The following is a 19,338-nucleotide window of genomic DNA, read 5'->3' on the forward strand; positions in this document are numbered from 1 at the left end:
TAACGCTACCCGGTTTACTTTTACGCTGGTGTCCCGGCATAAATATCAAAGCGATGCCCTTTGGTAACGACCGCGTTAGGCGTGGCGACATTCGCCAGCGGCGGGGCGTAGTCCGGCCGTTTGACCACCACGCGTTTTGTCGCTAACTGGCGAGCAGGCTCCAGCAACCCATCCGCATCGAGATCCGGCCCAACCAGCGACTGAAACACGCGCATCTCTTTTTTCACTAACGCACTTTTCTGCTTATGCGGGAACATCGGGTCGAGATAGACCACCTGTGGGCGCGGGGTAATATCGGTCAGCGCCGTCAGGCTGGAGGCGTGAATTAACTGCAAACGTTCCTGTAACCAGCCGCCGATTTCCGCATCGGCATAGCCACGCGCCAGGCCATCATCGAGCAGCGCGGCAACCACCGGATTACGCTCCAGCATCCGCACGCGGCAGCCCACCGAAGCCAGCACAAAGGCATCGCGCCCCAAACCTGCAGTGGCATCGACTACATCCGGCAGATAATCACCCTTAATGCCCACCGCTTTTGCTACCGCCTCACCGCGTCCGCCGCCGAATCTGCGTCGGTGTGCCATCGCTCCGCCAACAAAATCAACAAAAATACCGCCAAGTTTCGGCTCATCGCGCTTGCGCAGTTCCAGATGCTCCGGCGTTAACACTAAGGCCATCAGGTTGTCTTCATCGTGCTCCAGCCCCCAGCGGGTCGCCAGAACAGATAAGGCACCGTCTCCGGTGCCCGATTCATCAATTAAGCAGATTTTCACTGACTGATCAGCCCTTAATGCCGTAATGCTCCAGCATCGCATCCAGTTGCGGTTCACGACCACGGAAGCGTTTGAACAGCTCCATCGGCTCTTCTGAACCGCCACGGCTCAGAATATTGTCGAGGAATGACTGTCCGGTTTCACGGTTGAAAATACCCTCTTCTTCAAAGCGTGAGAAGGCATCCGCCGCCAGCACGTCGGCCCACAGGTAGCTGTAGTAACCTGCTGCATAACCTCCGGCAAAAATGTGACTGAAAGCATGTGGGAAACGCCCCCAGGATGGAGACGGCACCACGGCAACCAGTTTTTTGATTTCTGCCAGCGTTTCGAGGATCTTCGCGCCTTGTTCAGGACGGAACTCCGCGTGCAGACGGAAATCGAACAGGCCGAACTCCAGTTGACGCAGAATAAACAGCGCTGCCTGGTAGTTTTTCGCCGCCAGCATTTTATCCAGCAGCTCTTTCGGCAGCGGTTCGCCGGTTTCATAATGACCAGAGATAAACGCCAGCGCCTCCGGCTCCCAGCACCAGTTTTCCATAAACTGACTCGGCAGTTCGACTGCATCCCACGGCACCCCGTTGATACCGGAAACGCCTGCGGTCTCGATGCGGGTCAGCATATGATGCAGGCCGTGACCGAACTCATGGAACAGGGTGATCACTTCGTCGTGGGTAAACAGCGCCGGTTTACCATTCACCGGACGGTTGAAGTTACAGGTCAGGTAAGCGACCGGTTTTTGCAGCGAACCGTCGGCTTTACGCATCTGGCCTACGCAGTCATCCATCCACGCCCCGCCGCGCTTGTTTTCACGGGCATACAGATCGAGGTAGAAGCTGCCGCGCAGTTCGTTGTTCTCGTCATAGAGTTCGAAGAAACGTACATCCGGATGCCAGACATCGACATCCTTACGCTCTTTGGCGGTGATGCCGTAAATACGTTTAACCACTTCAAACAGGCCGTTAACCGCTTTGTTTTCCGGAAAGTACGGACGCAGTTGTTCGTCGCTGATGCTATAAAGATGCTGTTTTTGTTTTTCGCTGTAGTACGCAATATCCCACGGCTGCAACTCATCGACGCCAAATTCGGCTTTGGCGAAGGCGCGCAGTTGCGCCAGTTCTTTTTCACCTTGTGGACGTGCGCGTTTTGCCAGATCGGTTAAGAAATCAAGCACCTGCTGCGGATTTTCTGCCATTTTAGTGGCGAGTGATTTAAAGGCGTAGTTTTCAAAACCCAGCAATTGCGCCAGTTCATGACGCAAGGTGAGGATCTCTTCCATCACTTTACTGTTGTCCCACTTACCAGCGTTCGGGCCTTGATCGGAGGCGCGGGTGCTGTAAGCGCGATACATCTCTTCACGCAGGGCCTGGTTGTCGCAGTAGGTCATTACCGGCAGATAGCTTGGGATATCCAACGTCAGCAGGTAACCTTCCAGTTCTTTCGCTTCGGCCTGAGCTTTTGCCGCAGCCAATGCACTTTCTGGCATACCCGCCAGTTCCGCTTCGTCGGTGACGAGTTTAGTCCAGCCCATCGTCGCATCGAGGACGTTGTTGCTGTACTGGTTGCCCAGTTCGGAAAGACGGGTAGCAATCTCACCGTAACGCTGCTGTTTTTCTTTCGGCAGGCCGATGCCAGAAAGTTCAAAATCACGCAGTGCGTTATCAACCGCTTTTTTCTGCGCTGTGTTCAGCGTGGCGTAGTAATCGCCATCGCGCAGGTCACGGTACGCTTTATATAGCCCTTCATGTTGCCCTACCCAGGTGCTGTATTCCGACAGCAGCGGCAGCGTTTGTTCGTAAGCTTCACGCAGTTCCGGGCTATTTTTCACCGAGTTCAGGTGGCTAACCGGGGAGAAAATACGTCCCAGTACATCATCGACTTCTGCAAGCGGCTGGCAGAGATTTTCCCAGGTGTACGGTGCCCCTTGCGCTACCACGCGCTCTACATTTTCGCGGCAGTCGTTCAACGCCTTAGTGACGGCTGGAACCACATGTTCCGGGAGGATTTTTGAAAACGGCGGGAGTTCAAAGGGAGTCAGTAACGGATTCGTCATAGGTACAGTCCTGGTTAAATAGGGGGAACGAAACGCTCGCAGGCGCTTTCGCCGGATGCGACGCAGGCGTCTTATCCGACCTACTTTGGTAGGCCGATGCCATCCGACGCGTAATGGGTAATAGCATGGGGTTAAGTGTAGTGAATTTCAATGAGAAACGTTACGCTTTCGCGGCGGCGGCCTCTTTTCGGTATACTGTTCTGATACGCTTTTGTGCGCCCCGAATACGGGCCGATTTTTACTTACCGGAACACCTTTACCCATGCTCAGTTATCGCCACAGCTTTCACGCTGGCAACCACGCCGACGTCCTTAAACATACCGTTCAGAGCCTGATCATTGAGTCGCTGAAAGAGAAAGATAAACCGTTTCTCTATCTCGATACCCACGCGGGTGCGGGGCGTTATCAGTTAAGTAGCGAACATGCCGAGCGTACAGGCGAATATCTCGAAGGCATCGCCCGTATCTGGCAGCAGGATGACCTGCCCGCAGAATTGGAGTCGTACATCAATGTGGTAAAACACTTCAACCGTAGTGGGCAGCTACGTTATTACCCTGGTTCGCCGTTGATTGCCCGTCAGTTACTGCGTGAACAAGACAGCCTGCAACTGACCGAGTTGCACCCCAGCGATTATCCGTTACTGCGTTCTGAATTTCAGAAAGACAGCCGTGCGCGCGTAGAAAAAGCTGACGGCTTCCTGCAGCTTAAAGCTAAACTGCCGCCGGTCTCCCGCCGTGGCCTGATCCTTATCGACCCGCCGTATGAAATGAAAACAGACTATCAGGCGGTGGTCAGTGGGATAGCAGAAGGCTACAAACGTTTCGCCACTGGCACTTACGCATTGTGGTATCCGGTAGTGCTGCGTCAGCAAATTAAGCGCATGATCCACGATCTGGAAGCGACCGGTATTCGCAAAATTCTGCAAATTGAACTGGCGGTGCTGCCAGACAGCGATCGCCGTGGCATGACCGCTTCTGGCATGATTGTCATTAACCCTCCGTGGAAGCTGGAACAGCAAATGAATAACGTGCTGCCGTGGCTACACAGCAAACTGGTTCCGGCAGGCACCGGGCACGCTACCGTAAACTGGATCGTACCGGAGTAATTGCAGCCATTGCTGGCACCTTTTACGTCTCGCGCTACAATCGCGGTAATCAACGATAAGGACACTCTGTCATGACTAAACACTATGATTACATCGCCATCGGCGGCGGCAGCGGCGGTATCGCCTCCATCAACCGCGCGGCTATGTACGGCCAGAAATGCGCGCTGATTGAAGCCAAAGAACTGGGCGGCACCTGCGTGAACGTCGGCTGCGTGCCGAAAAAAGTGATGTGGCACGCGGCGCAAATCCGTGAAGCCATCCACATGTACGGCCCGGATTATGGCTTTGATACCACCATTAATAAGTTCAACTGGGATACATTGATCGCCAGCCGTACCGCCTATATCGACCGTATCCATACCTCCTATGAAAACGTACTCGGTAAAAATAACGTCGATGTAATCAAAGGTTTTGCTCGCTTCGTTGATGCCAAAACGCTGGAAGTTAACGGTGAAACCATCACTGCTGATCATATTCTGATCGCCACCGGTGGCCGTCCGAGCCATCCGGATATTCCGGGCGTGGAATACGGCATTGATTCTGATGGTTTCTTCGCCCTTCCCGCTTTACCAGAGCGCGTGGCGGTTGTTGGCGCAGGTTACATCGCCGTTGAACTGGCTGGCGTGATTAACGGCCTCGGCGCGAAAACGCATCTGTTTGTGCGTAAACACGCACCACTGCGCAGCTTTGATCCGATGATCACTGAAACACTGGTCGAGGTGATGAACGCCGAAGGCCCACAACTGCACACCAATGCAATCCCGAAAGCGGTGGTGAAAAATGCCGATGGCAGCCTGACGCTGGAGCTGGAAGATGGTCGCAGTGAAACGGTGGATTGCCTGATTTGGGCGATTGGGCGTGAACCTGCCAATGACAATATCAACCTCGAAGCTGCTGGCGTTAAAACCAACGAAAAAGGTTATATCGTCGTCGATAAATATCAAAATACTAACGTTGAAGGTATTTACGCGGTGGGCGATAACACTGGCGCGGTGGAACTGACGCCGGTTGCAGTAGCAGCGGGTCGTCGTCTCTCTGAACGCCTGTTTAATAACAAGCCGGATGAACATCTGGATTACAGCAATATTCCGACCGTCGTTTTCAGCCATCCGCCGATTGGTACTGTTGGTTTAACAGAACCGCAGGCGCGTGAGCAGTACGGCGACGATCAGGTGAAAGTGTATAAATCCTCTTTCACCGCCATGTATACCGCTGTCACCACTCACCGCCAGCCGTGCCGCATGAAGCTGGTATGCGTTGGGCCAGAAGAGAAGATTGTCGGTATTCATGGTATTGGTTTTGGTATGGATGAAATGTTGCAGGGCTTCGCGGTAGCGCTGAAGATGGGCGCAACCAAGAAAGACTTCGACAACACCGTCGCTATTCACCCGACGGCGGCAGAAGAGTTCGTTACTATGCGTTAAATGTTAAAGGGCAAAGAGTGGTGTGCTCTTTGCCCTTAGCTACGTTTCCGCTATCAGTTCAGAAGCTGAAGCAGGAAGCGGATCAGTTCCAGCAACGCAATTAACGCCCCAAGAACAATGATTGCTTTATCAATCACCCGTTTTCTCCATGCTATGGAGTGAGAATGCATCCGCTTACTCATCCATTGCCTGTCACGGTGCATGTCTCATTGTTAGATAACGACTATCTCACTCCGACCAGGGCCACCAACTCTGGGCTGGAAAGTAAAAAACCGACGACAAGTCGGTTTTTTTACGTCCTGATTCAGACCCCTTTTCAAATAAATACCCAACTCTTAATTCACACCCATTACCTTCCTTTGCACCTATACATCCGTTAAATCATATATGTTTTTGACTTATTCATTTCGAAGAGAGACACTACCTGCAACAATCAGGAGCGCAATATGTCAATTCTGTTACCCATCCAACTGTTCAAAATTCTTGCCGATGAAACGCGTTTGAGTATCGTTTTACTGCTCAGCGAGATGGGTGAGTTATGCGTCTGTGATCTCTGTACTGCCCTGAATCAGTCGCAGCCCAAGATCTCACGCCACCTGGCATTGCTGCGTGAAAGCGGCTTATTGCTGGATCGCAAACAAGGTAAGTGGGTTCATTACCGTTTATCGCCGCATATTCCTTCCTGGGCTGCGAAAATTATTGAGCAGACCTGGAGATGTGAACAGGAAAATGTTCAGGCAATTGTCCGTAACCTGGCCCGACAAAATTGTTCCGCAGACAGTAAGACCATTTGCAGCTAAAAAATTCACCCACACATATATGAATTTTCGCATATGTTATTTCAGGGAGGCATTATGTTACTGGCAGGCGCTATTTTTGTCCTGACCATCATATTGGTTATCTGGCAGCCGAAAGGTTTAGGCATCGGCTGGAGTGCGGCGTTGGGCGCGGGACTGGCGTTAGTTACGGGTGTGGTACATCCGGGCGATATTCCTGTGGTGTGGAATATTGTCTGGAATGCGACTACTGCATTTATTGCCGTTATTATCATCAGCCTGCTGCTGGACGAATCCGGTTTTTTCGAATGGGCGGCGCTGCATGTTTCACGTTGGGGTCATGGGCGTGGCCGCTTGCTGTTTACCTGGATAGTCCTGCTCGGTGCGACCGTTGCGGCTCTGTTTGCCAATGATGGCGCGGCACTTATTTTGACGCCGATCGTTATCGCCATGTTGCTGGCTTTAGGTTTCAGTAAAGGCACAACGCTTGCATTCGTCATGGCGGCTGGATTCATTGCCGATACCGCCAGCCTGCCGCTTATCGTATCCAACCTGGTAAATATCGTTTCGGCAGATTTCTTTGGCCTCGGCTTTAGCGAATATGCCTCGGTCATGGTGCCGGTGGACATCGCCGCAATACTGGCCACGCTGGTGATGTTGCATCTCTACTTTCGCAAAGATATTCCACAGAACTACGATATGGCATTGCTGAAACCTCCCGCCGAAGCAATTAAAGATCCTGCCACCTTCAAAACGGGCTGGGTTGTTTTATTGCTTTTGCTGGCGGGATTTTTCGTTCTGGAACCGCTCGGTATCCCGGTAAGCGCCATTGCGGCAGTGGGCGCGCTAATTTTGTTTGTAATCGCTAAACGCGGCCATGCTATCAATACGGGTAAAGTGCTACGCGGCGCACCCTGGCAGATTGTCATCTTCTCACTCGGCATGTATCTGGTGGTTTATGGCCTGCGCAATGCGGGGCTAACAGAATACCTTTCTGGCGTACTTAATGTATTGGCAGATAACGGTCTGTGGGCCGCGACGCTGGGCACCGGATTTCTGACCGCCTTCCTCTCTTCTATTATGAACAATATGCCTACGGTACTGGTTGGTGCGTTGTCTATTGATGGCAGCACGGCGTCCGGCGTGATCAAAGAAGCGATGGTTTACGCCAACGTTATTGGCTGCGATCTGGGGCCGAAAATTACGCCAATTGGTAGCCTGGCAACACTGCTCTGGTTGCACGTACTTTCGCAGAAGAATATGACGATTAGCTGGGGGGATTACTTCCGTACAGGAATTATTATGACCCTGCCGGTGCTGTTTGTAACGCTGGTCACGCTGGCGCTACGTCTCTCTTTCACTTTGTAATGAGATACTGATATGAGCAACATTACCATTTATCACAACCCGGCCTGCGGCACGTCGCGTAATACACTGGAGATGATCCGCAACAGCGGTACAGAACCGACTATTATCCACTATCTGGAAACCCCACCGGCTCGTGACGAGCTGGTCAAACTCATTGCCGATATGGGAATTTCGGTACGCGCGCTGCTGCGTAAAAACGTTGAACCATATGAGGAACTGAGTCTTGCAGACGATAAATTTACTGACGATCAGTTAATCGACTTTATGTTGCAACACCCGATTCTGATTAACCGTCCAATTGTGGTAACACAGTTGGGAACCCGGCTGTGCCGCCCTTCGGAAGTAGTGCTGGAGATCCTGCCGGATGCTCAGAAAGGGGCGTTCACCAAAGAAGACGGTGAGAAAGTGGTTGATGATTCAGGTAAACGATTAAAATAAACAAAGGGGGCGACTGTGCCCCTAATCGTTGACGCAGCGCGTATCATTTCTTAGCGGATGCGAGATCGTGCAATTTCAGTAAATTGCGCTTCCTGCCCTCACAGATAAATAGTTTCCCTTTTAATAAACAGTTATCACCATAATGATAATAATTAGCACTCTATGTTCCATAAGAGAAAAAACAATTTAATTAAAATAGTTAAATAAAGGACTAGTATTATAAATAGACGGGTAATAACATCACACAGCAATGCTCTCTCTGGGACTAATGTTCAAGATATAAATATCAGACAGGTTTACATTACTATCAGGCATATCACCTGAGAATTGGATGAAAACCATAAAGAAATATCTATTATGGTTTTAACATTTGTTGATAAGGATAGTAACATGAACAAGACAAAAGGTGCACTCATCTTCAGCCTTTCATTTTTTCTTGCCGCATGTAGTTCGATTCCGCAAAATATCAAAGGCAATAACCAACCTGATATTCAAAAAAGTTTTGTTGCTGTTCATAACCAACCAAATTTGTATGTTGGTCAACAGGCACGCTTTGGCGGTAAGGTTATCAACGTTATTAACGGCAAAACAGATACGTTGTTAGAAATCGCCGTATTACCGCTGGATAGCTATGCCAAACCTGAAATTGAAGCCAACTATCAGGGTCGCCTGCTCGCCAGACAAAATGGCTTCCTTGACCCAGTGAACTACCGTAACCACTTTGTCACCGTTCTCGGCACGATTCAGGGCGAACAGCCAGGTTTTATCAATAAAGTCCCGTATAACTTCGTTGACGTGAATGTACAGGGGATTCAGGTGTGGCATTTGAGAGAAGTGGTCAACACCACCTACAACCTGTGGGATTACGGCTACGGCGCATTCTGGCCAGAACCCGGCTGGGGCGCACCTTATTACACCAATGCGGTTAGCCAGGTAACGCCAGAACTGGTGAAATAATTTAGTTTAAAGATGCAGATATTTTCCAAATATCTGCATCTTTAATATGAATATTAATATACAACTATAATTATAAGTCCTGCCCTGTTTATTACCTTTGGCAACCTGATTATGAAGTTAATGCTCGCAACAGGAGTCGGTTATGTTTCTTATAATTACCAAAGACATCATGTTTTTCACCGCAATGAAAAATATTTTGAGTAAGGGTAATGTCGTTCATATACAGAACGAAGAAGAGATTGACTTAACGTTGCATCAGAGTGCTTTGGTGATTATTGATACATTAATGAATAATGTATTCCACTCATCAATGCTCAACAAAATTGAACGTCTGCAACCTGTCCATGTCATTGTTTTCTCGCCGTTTAATATTAAACGCTGTCTGGGGAAAGTCCCGGTAACTTTTGTTCAGAGAAATATTACGATTATTGACTTTGTCGCGCTGCTCAATGGCAGTTACTGTTCTGCGCCAGAAGCGGATGTGTCACTCTCGCGCAAACAGCATCAGGTTCTGACCTGCATTGCAAATCAAATGACGACAGAAGATATTCTGGGAAAACTAAAAATCTCATTAAAAACATTCTACTGCCATAAACACAATATTATGATGATCCTCAACCTCAGGCGGATCAACGAACTGGTACGGCATCAACATATTGATTATCTGGTCTGAATTCTCCAGCCGATATTTATAAAGAGGCCCGGCGACAGCCAGACCTCCGGACAATGACACGTTACGCAGCAACGCCTTCTTGCGTCAGTGCCGCAATCTGTTTACGCCATTGCGCTTGCTCTTGTTCGCCTTCTGTACGTTGACCATAAAGTTGCGCAATCTGCGTACCATCATGGGCAAACAATTCCAGGCTGGTCACGTAGCCATCGCTGGTCGGTTTACGGGTAACCCAGGTTTCAGCGATGCTCTCTTCTAATAGATGAAGAGTAAATGTTGGGTTGAAAATATTCAGCCAGCCTTTCATTGGCACCACTTTTTCTACCACACCCGTGAAAATTTGTACGCAGCCACGGTTGCCAACAAACACCATGATCTCATTGCCATCTCGCTGGGCGGATTCCAGAATCTGCGCCAGCGCACTATTGGCGACTTTGCAGGCCAGATCGTCTGCCACCAGTTTAAACGCCTGTTGGCGCATCAGGTTATGCCGCTTGAGCAGCGTAAAAAACTGATGAACATCCGTCATCGCACGCCACTCTTGCTCTACAGCACTGGCATCGACGTTGCTATGCGCAGCAGGTGCATCAACCGTTGTTAACTCAAGCGGCGTATTTTCCTCGACAATAAAACGCGCCAGAAGCTCGCTCCATGCCGCCATATCGGTATTGTCGGTGGCATAAACTTTCAGTAACGCATCGCCCTGATGATCAAAGAACTGAACACTCTGACGTTCGCCGCGAGCCGTGGTTTCTTTTATATGGAAAACACTGGCCCACTGGTTGAGAAACAGACGCAGATCCAGCGCGCGCGGATTGAGTATTAATCCGGCATGGCCGTTCAAATGCTGGTTGGTAAATGCCCCAACTTGCTCATGAACAGCATATTCATTACGACAGATACATTTGGTTTCGCCAACGCTTTCCAGCGCCGCGAGAATTTCACGAATATCGCCGCGCATCCGCCACGCATCGTGCGTGACACGGGCAAATGCCAGTTCTGCTTCGCTGATATTCATTAAACCTGCGATGTCACGCGCGTACTTTCCGGGATTTTGTTCTTTTAACTCAAGCCAGCGTGTGTAGTGGTTCATTGTCTCTCTTCCTTCCAGATAAATGCCCCGAAATATCGGGGCTGATGATTACCATTGATAACTCACGAAAATTTTTCCGTTACGACCATCCTGCGGGATACCCTGCGGTGACCAGTACTCTTTATCGAAGGCGTTGCCCAGTACCAGAGTGGTGGTCATGCCTTTGAGCGCCTGCTGTCCTTGATAACTAACGTAGAAATCATTCACGCCGTAGCCTGGTTGTTTGCTGTAACTGCTGCTGACATGTGTTGAGCGATCGGCAAACGTACCAACCCAGCCGACAGAGAAGCCACTGTGGGCGATCGGAATATTCAGGGTGCTGGTAACGGTATCCGGGTTAATGCTGGAGATATATTCTCCGGTATCGGTGTCTTTGCCGCGGGTACGGTTATAGGCCACATCAAGGCTAAACAGGTCAGTGGTATATTTCGTCATTACATCCCAACCCCAGATTTTGGCGTTCGGGACGTTATAAGACATGGTTGTCGCCGCCGCGAAATCGACGGTTGTGGAGATGTAATCCTTCGCTTTGGTATCAAAGTAGCTGGCTTTAAATTCCAGGGCATCATTGGACAACATCAGGTCATCAAAACGCAGCCCAAAGCCGTATTCCTGAGTTTCGTTGGTTTCCGGACGTAAGTTCGGGTTCGGCACCCAATAGTTGGTATAGAAGCGACCAATCGAGAAGTGCTTAGAATCGTTGTACATTTCACCCATCGTCGGCGCACGGAATGCCTGGGCATACGAACCAAATAACATTAGCCAGTTGGTCGGGTTGATAGTCATCCCCGCGCGAGACGACCATTTGTCGGCATCAACATCTTTGTAACCATCACTGCTGCCGCGATAGCTGTCATAGCGGGTTCCGCCGAGCAGGGTAATCGGCAGATCGCGTAAGGTGATCTCATCCTGTAGCCAGCCGGAGCTGAAATCGATTTTCGCTTGCGGGAAGCCCGTTGTCGCACCGCCCGGATGCTGTTCCTGACGATAATACTCACCGCCATATGTCAGCAGGTGAGAAGCAAAACTATCGGCAAACAGCGTGGAGCGGTTCTCCAGTTTGGCACCTTTTGTTGTCTGTTCACGATATTCGCCGGAACTCCCCGTGTTCTGGGCATTAATACGGACTTCCGACCAGTAAACTTTTGCATCGGCATTTAACCAGTCGTTGCCCACTGGCGCGAGTTTATAAGCAAGTTGCGCATCACGTTGAATCGTTGAACGATCAACCATCGGATTACTGCTGTCAGAAGCTTCAACGGTCTGCGGATTTTTTGGTTCGCGCGCGTCGTTATTGTAATAACGCACTAATCCACTCAGAGCCTGGGCAGAATCAATTTGCCAGGTCCCTTTCGCCAACATGTTATTAATGGCCTCATCATTCGGCGCGGTTTCGCCATTGCTCTGGCGTAAATCACCACGATCGCGGCTGGACCAGGCCACAATACCATCCAGATTTTCCGTTCGCCCAAAAGCACTCGCGCCTAACCCCAGGCTATGATCTCCCGTGCCGCCAGTGCCAAAGACACGAAAACCGCTGCTTTGTCCTTCCTGCAATAAATCTTTTGCATCGACCGTATCGTAGGAGATAACCCCTCCCAATGCGCCACTGCCATACAGTAATGCCGAAGGTCCACGGACAATCTCAACACGTTTGATCAGCGCCGGATCGAGGAAAGTCCCATTCAGGTGCCCGGTATCGGTTCCCTGACGAACACCATCAACAAGGATCAACACGCCGCGATGGTCATAGCCACGCATATTCACATCCTGTCCATTTGTACGCCCAGTACCATCAAGGGTAATCCCTGGAACATGACGCAGTAGATCGGTGGCTGACGTAGCCGTTTGGTTTTCAGGGGCGGAAGTGTCGATAACGCTGACCATCATTGGCGCTTCGAAGGAACTGCGTGCATTCCCTGTTGCCGTAACGGTCATGGTTTCAGTAGCAAAAGCAATCATCGGCAAGCTGGCAGAAACAGCCAAAGCCAACAAACTCAAGCGCAACGAGGTAAATTGCGGACGTGACATAGCGATTCTCCATGAGGAAAATAAAAAATGCTGGCTGCCTGGGTAAAAACCGGGGTGGCTGGCGAAAAATAAATTTATTTGTGATTCAACGCGATAGTATTAGCCGGGTGAGTTAATTGGCGTTTATATCCCGTGAAATTACCTGGTATTTCTGACCATTGCGCAAAAGCACGCCCTCTTTGTCAGGCAAAGTGGTACACCACGTCTGAAGTGAAGAGTGCTGTGCGTTATCCTTCGCAAAAGCTATGAATTTGTTATCCATATAGTCATATTTTGTTAAAGCCAATCGTGATAATGAGAATTATTATCGATCAATTTTTTATGATCAAGCTTTTTTTTAACCGCTATTAGCACAATAAACAGGGGGTTATGAAATCTATCTTGTCTCCTGGAAACCATCCTGTTCTTGTGGTAATTCCTCACGGCGTCATCACGAAGCTTTGTCGTTAACGGCAATAATTTCCCCATCTCTTCGCTCTGTAAGCCGCAATATCTCTGAGATCTCCGCTTTTTCCCGCCCTGAAATTTAGTCGGCAACAATAACGTTAGCTGACGAAGCATCTTGATAAAAATCAAAAATAAATACGCTTGTAACACCTTGTGTATTGAATCGATGGTTGTGTTTCATATATAACTCAAATGATAATCATGATCATTCTCAATTTGATACGAGTTCTCATATGCTGCCAAGGATCACCAACAGGCTGTTTATTTTTTCCCCACTAACGTTATGTATTTCAGTTATGGCCTCCACCGCGAAGACCACTGTAAAACGTATCCCCATGAAAAAACTGTTTACGGCAGTGTTGGCACTTAGCTGGGCCTTTAGTGCAACGGCTGCCGAACGCATTGTGGTCGCAGGAGGATCACTGACGGAGCTGATCTACGCGATGGGCGCTGGCGACCGCGTGGTTGGTGTCGATGAAACGACATCTTATCCACCAGAAACCGCCAAACTGCCGCATATTGGCTACTGGAAACAGCTAAGCAGCGAAGGCATTTTGTCACTTCGCCCGGATAGCGTAATTACCTGGCAGGATGCAGGACCGCAAATTGTGCTCGACCAGCTACGGGCGCAAAAGGTCAATGTCGTCACTCTGCCGCGTGTACCCGCCACCCTTGAGCAGATGTACGCCAACATTCATCAACTGGCAAAAACGTTACAGGTTCCTGAACAAGGTGACGCGCTGGTGACACAAATTAATCAACGCCTGGAGCGAGTACAGCAAAGCGTGGCGGCAAAAAAAGCCCCGGTTAAAGCGATGTTTATTCTCTCTGCTGGCGGCAGTGCGCCACAGGTTGCCGGTAAAGGCAGCGTCGCAGACGCCATTTTGTCGCTTGCCGGAGCAGAAAACGTCGCTACCCACCAGCAATACAAAAGCTACAGCGCGGAATCGCTGATTGCGGCTAACCCTGAAGTGATTGTCGTAACCTCACAAATGGTCGATGGCGATATTAATCGTCTGCGTTCTATTGCCGGAATTACCCACACTGCCGCCTGGAAGAACCAGCGTATTATCACCGTTGATCAAAACCTGATTCTGGGAATGGGCCCGCGTATTGCTGATGTCGTTGAGTCGTTACACCAGCAACTTTGGCCGCAATAAATGGATTTGAATCAGACATATGAATACGAATACTACGTTAGATCTCAAGCCACATTTTGCTTTAGACGGTACGCAGCCATTTAAAGACAGACGCGCCATGATGCCATTTCGCGGGGCTATTCCGGTCGCCAAAGAGCAACTGGCGCAAACCTGGCAAGCGATGATCAACCAAACAGCAACACCACGTAAACGACTGGTTTATCTGCACATTCCATTTTGTGCGACACACTGCACGTTTTGCGGTTTTTATCAGAATCGTTTTAATGAAGATGCGTGTGCTCATTATACCGACGCCCTGATTCGAGAAATCGAACTGGAGTCAGACAACGTATTGCATCAGTCCGCGCCCATCCATGCGGTCTATTTCGGTGGCGGTACACCTTCCGCGCTTTCGGCACGCGATTTGGCCAGAATCATCACCACATTACGAGAAAAGCTGCCATTGGCACCTGATTGCGAAATCACGATTGAAGGCCGGGTGCTGAATTTTGACGCTGACCGAATCGACGCTTGCCTTGATGCGGGAGCAAACCGCTTCTCGATTGGCATTCAGTCATTTAACAGCAAAATCCGCAAGAAGATGGCACGCACCTCAGATGGCCCAACTGCCATTGCGTTTATGGAAAGCCTGGTCAAACGCGACCGTGCTGCGGTGGTCTGCGACCTGCTGTTTGGCCTGCCTGGTCAGGATGCACAAACCTGGGGAGAAGATCTGGCTATTGCCCGTGATATCGGCCTCGACGGCGTCGATCTCTATGCGCTCAACGTCCTTCCCAACACGCCGCTGGGCAAAGCCGTGGAAAACGGGCGCACTACCGTGCCCTCTCCGGCAGAACGTCGCGATCTTTACCTGCAAGGATGTGATTTTATGGAAGACGCGGGCTGGCGCTGCATCAGTAACAGCCACTGGGGCCGCACCACACGCGAACGCAATCTCTATAACTTGCTGATTAAGCAAGGTGCCGATTGTCTGGCCTTTGGTTCCGGCGCAGGCGGTTCGATTAATGGTTACTCCTGGATGAACGAACGCAATCTTCAGACCTGGCATGAATCCGTCGCGGCAGGCAAAAAACCGTTGATGATGCTCATGCGTAACGCCGAACGTAACGCGCAGTGGCGTCATACCTTGCAGTCGGGTATTGAAACGGCGCGTGTACCGCTGGACGAACTTACGCCACATGCCGAAAAACTCGCACCGTTACTGGCTCAGTGGCACCAAAAAGGCTTAAGCCGCGATGCTTCAACTTGCCTGCGGTTGACCAATGAAGGTCGTTTCTGGGCAAGCAACATTTTGCAGTCTCTTAATGAGCTAATTCAGATACTTAATGCGCCAGCGATTGCGCTTGAAAAACCATAACAGGAGTGACTTATGAGCCATGTCTCGTTACAGGAATTTTTGAAAACGGAGCCAGACGGTACGCTGGAGGCCATTGCCGAACAATACAATACCTCACTGCTGGAAGTGGTGAAAAACCTCCCCTCCCCGACAATCGTGCCAGGCGATAAATTCGATACTGTCTGGGATACCGTCTGCGAATGGGGCAAGGTCACCACGCTGGTGCATACCGCTGATGTGATCCTCGAATTTAGCGGCGAACTACCTTCCGGTTTCCATCGCCACGGCTATTTCAACCTGCGCGGAAAACAGGGCATGTCCGGGCATATCAAAGCAGAAAACTGCACGCATATTGCCTTGATCGAACGTAAATTTATGGGCATGGATACCGCCTCTATTCTCTTTTTCAATAAAGAAGGCAACGCCATGCTGAAAATTTTCCTCGGTCGGAATGAGCATCGTCAGCTCCTGAGTGAACAAGTCAGCGCCTTCCATACTCTGGCGGCATCTCTGAAGGAACACGCCTGATGACGCCCTGGCTACTCTTTGGCGCAGGCGGAAAGGGGGTTGGAGCCAGAACGCTCGAACTGGCACTGGCGGAACAACGTCCGGTCGTCGCTGTCGTTCGTCATGCCGATGCCGCCACGAGGCTGGCGCAACAAGGCGTACAGGTTTTTACTGGTGACGCTTGTGACGCCAGCATAGTCGCAGCCGCCTGTCGCGCTGCGGGTTCGGATGCGCTTGTCATCTCATCAATGGGTGGCGCACAGGATTATCTGGCGCACAGAACAGTGATTGATGAAGCCGAAAAAGCAGACATCAGACGCATGATTCTGGTGACTTCTTTGGGATGCGGCGATAGCTGGCCGTTCTTATCGGAGCGGGCAAAAGCCGCGTTTGGTCAGGCGGTACGGGAAAAAACACTGGCGGAAAGCTGGCTACAAACCAGCCGGCTTGACTACGCCATTCTCCGCCCTGGCGGACTGCTTGACGGCGCAGCAACAGGCAAAGCACAACGGATACAAAATCAGGAGTGTCATGGTTTTGTCCGCCGTGCCGATGTTGCCGCACACATTCATGAACTGGCAAACGCGCCAGCACTCAATAAGCAGATCTACAGTCTGATTGAACCGGGCCTGAAACCGGCGTAATCCCATGCGGCGCAGGCTCTCCGCGCCGCAACGTCATAACGGAGTTTTACGTGCTCAAGGATTCATTTTCTTCCGCCAGTGTCTTTATGGGGCTATCACTATTATTGCTTGCCCTGGTGCTGTTCGGTGCCAGTCAGGGAGCGTTAAAAATCAGCTTTAGCGCCCTTCTTGATGAGGAATACCGCGATATCTGGCTGAATATTCGCCTGCCACGCGTTTTACTGGCAGTGCTGGTAGGCGCAGCGTTGGCAACCGCTGGGGTAATTATGCAGGGGCTTTTTCGCAACCCCATGGCTGACCCAGGATTGCTCGGCGTCAGTAGCGGTTCAGCATTAATGGTTGGCGTGGCAATTGTCCTGCCCTTTTCCTTCCCTGTGGTGCTGGTGCTCTATGAGCAAATGGTGTTTGCCATCGCCGGAAGTTTAGTGGTCTGCACCGTCATTTTTCTCATCACACAGCGCCATCGCGATGGCAGCATGATGCAATTGTTACTCGCCGGGATCGCCATCAACACCCTGTGCGGTGCGGCGATCGGCATACTGAGCTATATAGGCGATGAGCAGCAGCTACGACAACTCACGTTGTGGATGATGGGCAATCTCGGTCAGGCGCAATGGCCGACATTATTGGTCGCCAGTTCATTCATTCTGCCAGCCATTATGGCAACAACCTGTCTCGCCGGGACGCTGAATTTGCTGCAACTTGGTGATGAAGAAGCCCATTACCTCGGCGTGAACGTAAAGCGTAAACGCCAACAATTACTGTTGATTAGCTCGCTGCTGGTTGGTGCTGCGGTATCGGTAAGCGGCATTATCGGTTTTATTGGCCTGGTGATCCCGCATCTGATTCGCATGACGACCGGGGCGAATCACCGCTGGCTAATCCCTTGCTCTGCCCTCGCCGGAGCCTGTTTGTTACTGATGGCAGACACACTTGCCCGCACGCTGGTACAGCCAGCAGAAATGCCCGTAGGATTATTAACCAGTCTGCTTGGTGGGCCTTATTTTATGTGGTTGATTCTGCGTAACCGGAGGATCGCATGATCAGCGCCAAAAACCTGGTTTATAGCCTTCATGGGCGACGTCTGACTGACAATGTCTCGCTGACTTTTCCCGGCGGAGAAATTGTTGCCATTCTCGGCCCTAACGGTGCGGGAAAATCCACGCTGCTTCGCCAGCTAACCGGCTATCTTCAACCTGATAGCGGCGAATGCCGGTTGTTTAATAAGCCATTAAATGAATGGTCAATTACCGAACTGGCGAAACACCGGGCCGTGATGCGTCAGAATAGCCATATGGCGTTTCCATTCAGCGTACAAGAAGTGATCCAGATGGGGCGACATCCTTATCGTACCGGTAATCAGGGTGATGAAACGGCACAAATACTGGCGTTATGTGACTGTCAGTCGTTAGCTAACCGCGACTACCGGCAATTATCCGGCGGCGAACAACAGCGTGTACAATTGGCTCGCCTGCTGGTGCAACTCTGGGAAGCAATACCCTCGCCAAAATGGTTATTTCTTGATGAACCAACTTCGGCGTTGGATATTCACCATCAACAACATCTATTTCGTTTATTACGTCAGTTAGTTCGAGAACGGCAATTTAACGTCTGCTGCGTATTGCACGATCTTAATCTTGCTGCCCGTTATGCTGACCGTGTCGTATTAATGCAAAAAGGCAGAGTTGTCGCAAATGGCAAACCGCAAGATGTGTTGACGCAGCAGGCGCTAACTACGCTCTACGGCGCGGATATTACAGTATTAAGCGATCCCGCTAATCATTCGCCACTGATCGTCCTCGATCATTAAATACGACGGGAGTGCCAGTCTGGTACTCCTGTCGAATTAACTATTATGAACATCAGCTAATTGAAACACCTTTCACCCCTGCCATTCCTTTTAGTAATCGCAACAGGTCTTCTATCGGCGTCGTAGCATGAAGCTGGATATCAATAGCAACCACCTCATGATCTTCATTTTCCTGCAACGAAACTAAATCTGTTTTTATTTTTTTCTGCTTAAACCAGTCGAGCATCGACACTGTATTACCGTTCACCAACGTAAGCTGCAAATGATAATTTTTGCTCATCAGGCGGAAGGTTAATTGATGGAAGACTTCCAGCACCAATAAGGTCATTACAGAACCGTAAATCCCCAGTTCATACATGCCGCTGCCAATCACCATACCGATCGCTGCTGTTACCCAAATATCCGCAGCGGTAGTTAAACCGACAATATTTTGATTACGAACGAGGATGTTCCCCGCGCCGATAAACCCGACGCCAGTGACGACCTGAGCGGCAATACGGCTGGGATCAAGCCCGACATGGTCGAACGCCAGCACATCAGCAAAACCATATTTCGACACAATCATAAACAGCGCACTGCCCATACCAATCAAGACATGGGTACGTAAACCAGCACCTTTGCCGCGTATTTGCCTTTCTATGCCAATAGCACCACAAACAATTGCGGCCAGGATCAAACGAATAATGAATTCGCTAGTCATATAAAAACGCAAAAAGGAGCAGCAAGATGGCTCAACTTGCTACTCCTTT

General features: G+C 50.3%; 19 protein-coding genes. 13 read left to right on the forward strand and 6 right to left on the reverse strand.

What is annotated here, in order from left to right:
• Positions 1-20 precede the first annotated feature (20 nt).
• Together rsmJ and prlC are read right to left on the reverse strand one after the other, a co-directional pair.
• Positions 21-773, reverse strand: coding sequence for a 16S rRNA (guanine(1516)-N(2))-methyltransferase RsmJ (gene rsmJ / locus A31E_RS05720; protein ID WP_001517284.1), 753 nt, complete (start codon positions 771-773; stop codon positions 21-23).
• A gap of 7 nt (positions 774-780) precedes the next feature.
• Positions 781-2,823, reverse strand: a complete 2,043-nt coding sequence (prlC, locus tag A31E_RS05715) for an oligopeptidase A (protein WP_000184159.1) — start codon at positions 2,821-2,823, stop codon at positions 781-783.
• A 262-nt stretch (positions 2,824-3,085) separates the two neighbouring features.
• Here prlC and rlmJ point away from each other — a divergent pair, with 262 nt between their 5' ends.
• Positions 3,086-3,928, forward strand: a complete 843-nt coding sequence (gene rlmJ / locus A31E_RS05710; protein ID WP_001517285.1) for a 23S rRNA (adenine(2030)-N(6))-methyltransferase — start codon at positions 3,086-3,088, stop codon at positions 3,926-3,928.
• Between the two features lie 71 nt (positions 3,929-3,999).
• Positions 4,000-5,352, forward strand: coding sequence for a glutathione-disulfide reductase (gorA, locus tag A31E_RS05705; RefSeq protein WP_001517286.1), 1,353 nt, complete (start codon positions 4,000-4,002; stop codon positions 5,350-5,352).
• A 53-nt stretch (positions 5,353-5,405) separates the two neighbouring features.
• Here gorA and dinQ read toward each other — a convergent pair whose 3' ends face one another.
• Positions 5,406-5,489 (reverse strand): damage-inducible type I toxin DinQ, encoded by an 84-nt coding sequence (gene dinQ, locus A31E_RS0123065; RefSeq protein WP_001295215.1) that lies wholly within the window; start codon positions 5,487-5,489, stop codon positions 5,406-5,408.
• Positions 5,490-5,798: 309 nt separating this feature from the next.
• Between dinQ and arsR the strand changes: the two genes are divergently transcribed.
• The 5 genes from arsR to A31E_RS05675 all read left to right on the forward strand — a co-directional run bounded on the left by arsR (position 5,799) and on the right by A31E_RS05675 (position 9,564).
• Positions 5,799-6,152, forward strand: a complete 354-nt coding sequence (arsR, locus tag A31E_RS05695) for an As(III)-sensing metalloregulatory transcriptional repressor ArsR (protein WP_000025636.1) — start codon at positions 5,799-5,801, stop codon at positions 6,150-6,152.
• Positions 6,153-6,206: 54 nt separating this feature from the next.
• Complete coding sequence (gene arsB / locus A31E_RS05690) at positions 6,207-7,496, forward strand: arsenite/antimonite:H(+) antiporter ArsB (RefSeq protein ID WP_016249316.1); 1,290 nt, start codon at positions 6,207-6,209, stop codon at positions 7,494-7,496.
• A gap of 12 nt (positions 7,497-7,508) precedes the next feature.
• Complete coding sequence (arsC, locus tag A31E_RS05685) at positions 7,509-7,934, forward strand: glutaredoxin-dependent arsenate reductase (RefSeq protein WP_000065763.1); 426 nt, start codon at positions 7,509-7,511, stop codon at positions 7,932-7,934.
• A 390-nt stretch (positions 7,935-8,324) separates the two neighbouring features.
• The gene (gene slp, locus A31E_RS05680) at positions 8,325-8,891 is read left to right on the forward strand and encodes an outer membrane lipoprotein Slp (protein WP_001044202.1); all 567 of its coding nucleotides are present in this window, start codon (positions 8,325-8,327) and stop codon (positions 8,889-8,891) included.
• A gap of 142 nt (positions 8,892-9,033) precedes the next feature.
• Positions 9,034-9,564 carry a helix-turn-helix domain-containing protein gene (locus tag A31E_RS05675; protein WP_000478606.1) on the forward strand — a complete coding sequence of 177 codons (531 nt, stop codon included), beginning with the start codon at positions 9,034-9,036 and terminating at the stop codon, positions 9,562-9,564.
• Between the two features lie 61 nt (positions 9,565-9,625).
• On the opposite strand, the gene chuS is transcribed toward A31E_RS05675, so the two are convergent.
• Both chuS and chuA read right to left on the reverse strand, forming a co-directional pair.
• A complete protein-coding gene (gene chuS / locus A31E_RS05670; RefSeq protein ID WP_016249317.1) occupies positions 9,626-10,654 on the reverse strand; it encodes a hematinate-forming heme oxygenase ChuS in 1,029 nt (342 codons plus the stop codon).
• Positions 10,655-10,702: 48 nt separating this feature from the next.
• Complete coding sequence (chuA, locus tag A31E_RS05665; RefSeq protein ID WP_311933278.1) at positions 10,703-12,616, reverse strand: TonB-dependent heme/hemoglobin receptor ChuA/ShuA; 1,914 nt, start codon at positions 12,614-12,616, stop codon at positions 10,703-10,705.
• 752 nt (positions 12,617-13,368) lie between these two features.
• On the opposite strand from chuA, the gene shuT reads away from it, so the two are divergent.
• From shuT to A31E_RS05635, 6 genes are read left to right on the forward strand one after another with little or no spacing between them, the layout of a single operon-like run.
• Complete coding sequence (gene shuT, locus A31E_RS05660; RefSeq protein WP_024193612.1) at positions 13,369-14,292, forward strand: heme ABC transporter substrate-binding protein ShuT; 924 nt, start codon at positions 13,369-13,371, stop codon at positions 14,290-14,292.
• A gap of 19 nt (positions 14,293-14,311) precedes the next feature.
• Positions 14,312-15,649, forward strand: coding sequence for a heme anaerobic degradation radical SAM methyltransferase ChuW/HutW (gene hutW / locus A31E_RS05655; protein ID WP_016249320.1), 1,338 nt, complete (start codon positions 14,312-14,314; stop codon positions 15,647-15,649).
• Between the two features lie 12 nt (positions 15,650-15,661).
• The gene (hutX, locus tag A31E_RS05650; protein ID WP_000020030.1) at positions 15,662-16,156 is read left to right on the forward strand and encodes a heme utilization cystosolic carrier protein HutX; all 495 of its coding nucleotides are present in this window, start codon (positions 15,662-15,664) and stop codon (positions 16,154-16,156) included.
• Positions 16,156-16,779 (forward strand): anaerobilin reductase, encoded by a 624-nt coding sequence (gene chuY, locus A31E_RS05645; RefSeq protein ID WP_016249321.1) that lies wholly within the window; start codon positions 16,156-16,158, stop codon positions 16,777-16,779. The genes hutX and chuY overlap by 1 nt, the downstream gene beginning before the upstream one ends.
• Positions 16,780-16,829: 50 nt before the next feature.
• Complete coding sequence (gene shuU, locus A31E_RS05640) at positions 16,830-17,822, forward strand: heme ABC transporter permease ShuU/ChuU (RefSeq protein ID WP_016249322.1); 993 nt, start codon at positions 16,830-16,832, stop codon at positions 17,820-17,822.
• A complete protein-coding gene (locus A31E_RS05635) occupies positions 17,819-18,589 on the forward strand; it encodes a heme ABC transporter ATP-binding protein (RefSeq protein ID WP_001517293.1) in 771 nt (256 codons plus the stop codon). The genes shuU and A31E_RS05635 overlap by 4 nt, the downstream gene beginning before the upstream one ends.
• 52 nt (positions 18,590-18,641) lie before the next feature.
• Here A31E_RS05635 and A31E_RS05630 read toward each other — a convergent pair whose 3' ends face one another.
• A complete protein-coding gene (locus tag A31E_RS05630; RefSeq protein ID WP_010381017.1) occupies positions 18,642-19,289 on the reverse strand; it encodes an MgtC/SapB family protein in 648 nt (215 codons plus the stop codon).
• Between the last annotated feature and the right edge of the window lie 49 nt (positions 19,290-19,338).

This window comes from Escherichia sp. KTE159 (genome assembly GCF_000408805.1).
In the GTDB taxonomy this organism is placed as follows: Bacteria; Pseudomonadota; Gammaproteobacteria; order Enterobacterales; family Enterobacteriaceae; genus Escherichia; species Escherichia marmotae.